Annotated in this window: 3 protein-coding genes; 1 reads left to right on the top strand and 2 read right to left on the bottom strand. The window is 74.1% G+C overall.

The window, feature by feature from the left end:
* Positions 1 to 338 precede the first annotated feature (338 nt).
* A complete protein-coding gene (locus tag ND748_RS29550; protein ID WP_251749478.1) occupies positions 339 to 809 on the bottom strand; it encodes a hypothetical protein in 471 nt (156 codons plus the stop codon).
* 103 nt (positions 810 to 912) lie between these two features.
* A complete protein-coding gene (locus tag ND748_RS29545) occupies positions 913 to 1,827 on the bottom strand; it encodes a mechanosensitive ion channel family protein (RefSeq protein WP_251749477.1) in 915 nt (304 codons plus the stop codon).
* A 211-nt stretch (positions 1,828 to 2,038) separates the two neighbouring features.
* Between ND748_RS29545 and ND748_RS29540 the strand changes: the two genes are divergently transcribed.
* Positions 2,039 to 2,746: DUF3710 domain-containing protein (locus ND748_RS29540; RefSeq protein WP_251749476.1), on the top strand; the 708-nt coding region annotated here is incomplete at its 3' end.

The raw sequence follows: 2,746 nt of genomic DNA, 5'->3' as shown, positions 1-2,746 counted from the left end.
GGGCTGGGGTGCCTGGCCGTACGGGGCGTCGGCGGGCGCGGACGGCGCCGGGAACGCGGCGGCCGGCGGCGGTGCACCGGTCGGCATCTGGGCGGCGGGAATCGGCTCGGTCGTCGACACCGGTGATCCGGTAGGACCGGCCCCGGCTCGCGGGGCACCGCCCTCGGGCGATGCGGGGGTGGGCGGCGTGGTCATGGCCGGTCTCTACCCAACCGACTGGTCCATATCCCCACTTTCGGGCGGCCATGCGTGGTCCTTCTGTGGTCTGAGGTCGGGCGGTTTGATGGCTTGGTGGCTAGCGGTGGGGGGCGGTATGGGGGCGGCTTCGGGCGGGCGGATTACGGCTGGGGGGTGGTCCCCGACGAGCCGGGGCCGGGCGTGGCGGCGGGGGCCGGCACGGTCACACCCGGCGTCGCCGCGGAGCCGTCCGGTCGCAGGCCCGAGCCGGTGTCGGCGGTCGCGGTCGGGGAGAGCAGGGTCGACGGCGTGGTGGGGGTCGCCGTGGCCGCCGGATCTCCGGTGGCGGTCGACGTCGGAGTCGACGTGGGCGTCACGGGGTCGGTCGGCCGCGGGGTGGCGTGCCTCGGCCTGGCTGGGCTCACCACGGCACTGTCGTCCGACCCGTCGGTCCTGGTCGACTGCGTGGTCTGCGCCGAGCGGCGGTCCTGGACGATGTGCTCGGGCGTCGGGCGGACCAGCAGGTACAGCGCCACGGTCAGCAGGAAGAACACCACCAGCGCGATGGTGGAGCGGCGCATGTGGATCGAGTGCAGGAACTGGACCGGGCGCAGCGAGGACAGCGAGGTCATACCCGGCACCGCCTAATCGGGTCGGGGCGGGTACTGAGGTCGGGGCGGGTCACCAGACCGGGGCGGGTCCTGAGGTCGGGGCGGGTCACCAGGTCGGGGCGGGTCACGACGAGGTGGGGGCGGCGGTGTCGAGATCGGTGGGCACGATGATGCCCTCCCGCAGCAGGGCGGTGCCGATGCGAGCCCGCAGCGTCCGGCCCACCTCGAACTGCCGGCCCGGCTGGGTGCGGGCCACGACTCTGATCTTGAACTCGTCGAGGTCCATGCTCTCCACTCCCATCACGGTCGGGGCGTCGAGGAGCAGGGTGTGCAGGGTCTCGTCCGTGTACGCCTCGGCGCCGACCCGGTTGAGCAGGTCGCTGACGGTGGTGAGGTCCGCGGTCGCCGGGATGGGCACGTCGACGATCGCGCGGGCCCAGTCCCGGGACAGGTTGATCACCTGGACGATCTGTCCGTTGGACGTGGTGACGACCTCACCACTGGACGTCCGGATCCGGGTGATGCGCAGCGTCACCTCCTCGACCGTGCCGGTCGACCCGGCCGCCGGCCCGCCGGCGACGAGCAGGCGGATCAGGTCACCGAACCCGTACTGGCGCTCGGCGATGATGAAGAACCCGGCGAGGATGTCCTGCACGACCCGCTGCGCGCCGAAGCCGAGGGCGACACCGACGATCGTCGCCGGCGCGACGAAACCCGTCAGGGGCACGCCGAAGCGCTGCAGCACCAGCACCGCCGTCAGGCAGTAGACGATGACCAGCACGGTCCAGGTGACGACCTGGGCGACGGCGTGCCGGTGCTTGGCCGCCTCCGTGCGTACCACCCGGTCGGTACCGGTGGCGGGTATGTCGATCCGACTGGTGACGCGGTCGCCGAGCCAGGTCGCCAGCCGGGTGAGCAGCGCCGCCCCCGTCACCAGCAGCACGACCTCCAGCCCGCTGCCGCGAGCCCAGTGACCGATGTCGCTCAGCGGAGCGGACGCCGTGATCACGGTCGTGGACGCGCCCGCGGCGCCGATCATGCGGCTCGATGAGGCGGGCGGGGGCCGCCCGGGTGCGTCGCCGGCTGGGGCTGTCGAACTCCGCTCACCCGCCCGAACCTACCCTCGGTCCACCCAACGGGTGCACACCGGTTGGAGGTCACCCTGAGCGTCCCCGTCTGCCGGTCCGCGTCGACACCGGCCGGGAGATCGGCGATCCTGGACGGGTTGCCAGGTGGAGAGGGCGGTCGGGATGTTCGGAAGGTTCGGCCGCAACCGTCTCGGCGCCGCCGCCGATGACCGATCGGACTATCCCGCGGGCGTCCCCGCCGGCCGCCATGGGCCGTCCCGGGGTCCCTACGACCTCGCCGACGCGCCGAACGACCGGGTTCGCCGGCTCGATCTGGGCTCGCTCGTCGTCCCCGTGCCGGCCGGCGTCGCCGTCGACCTGCGAGCGGATCCGGCCTCCGGCCGCGTCGTCACCGTCGAGGTGAGCGCCGGTCGGGCGGCGATGACGCTCACCGCGTATGCCGCGCCGAAGAGCCAGGGTCTGTGGGAGGAAGCCCGCGCCGAGCTGCGCGCGTCGCCCGTCGAGCGGCTCGCGGCCCTCGCCCGCTGGAGCGAGCCGGGTGCCTGTGAGCCGGGTGCGTGTGGGCCGGGTGCGCGTGGGTCGGTCGTGGAAACCATCGGCGACTGCGGGGCGGAGCTTCGGCTCACGGCCGAGATGCCCGCCGGTGCGGGGGCGGCGCCTGGTGGGGAGGCCTGGCTGGTGCGTGTGCTCGGCTTCGACGGACCGCGCTGGCTGCTACGGGCCGTGGTCACGGCGCCGGCCGCCGGGTCGGCCGACGCCGACGTCCTCGTCGACGAGGTGCTGCGTGGGATGATCGTGCTGCGTGGCGGGCGGGCGGCCCCCCGTGGCGGACCGCGCGAACCCCGCCGGGCCGCACCCCCACTGGCTCCC

The sequence above is a fragment of the Frankia sp. AiPs1 genome (genome assembly GCF_023716945.1).
GTDB lineage: Bacteria > Actinomycetota > Actinomycetes > Frankiales > Frankiaceae > Frankia.
This window is presented reverse-complemented; position numbering and strand designations above follow the sequence as displayed.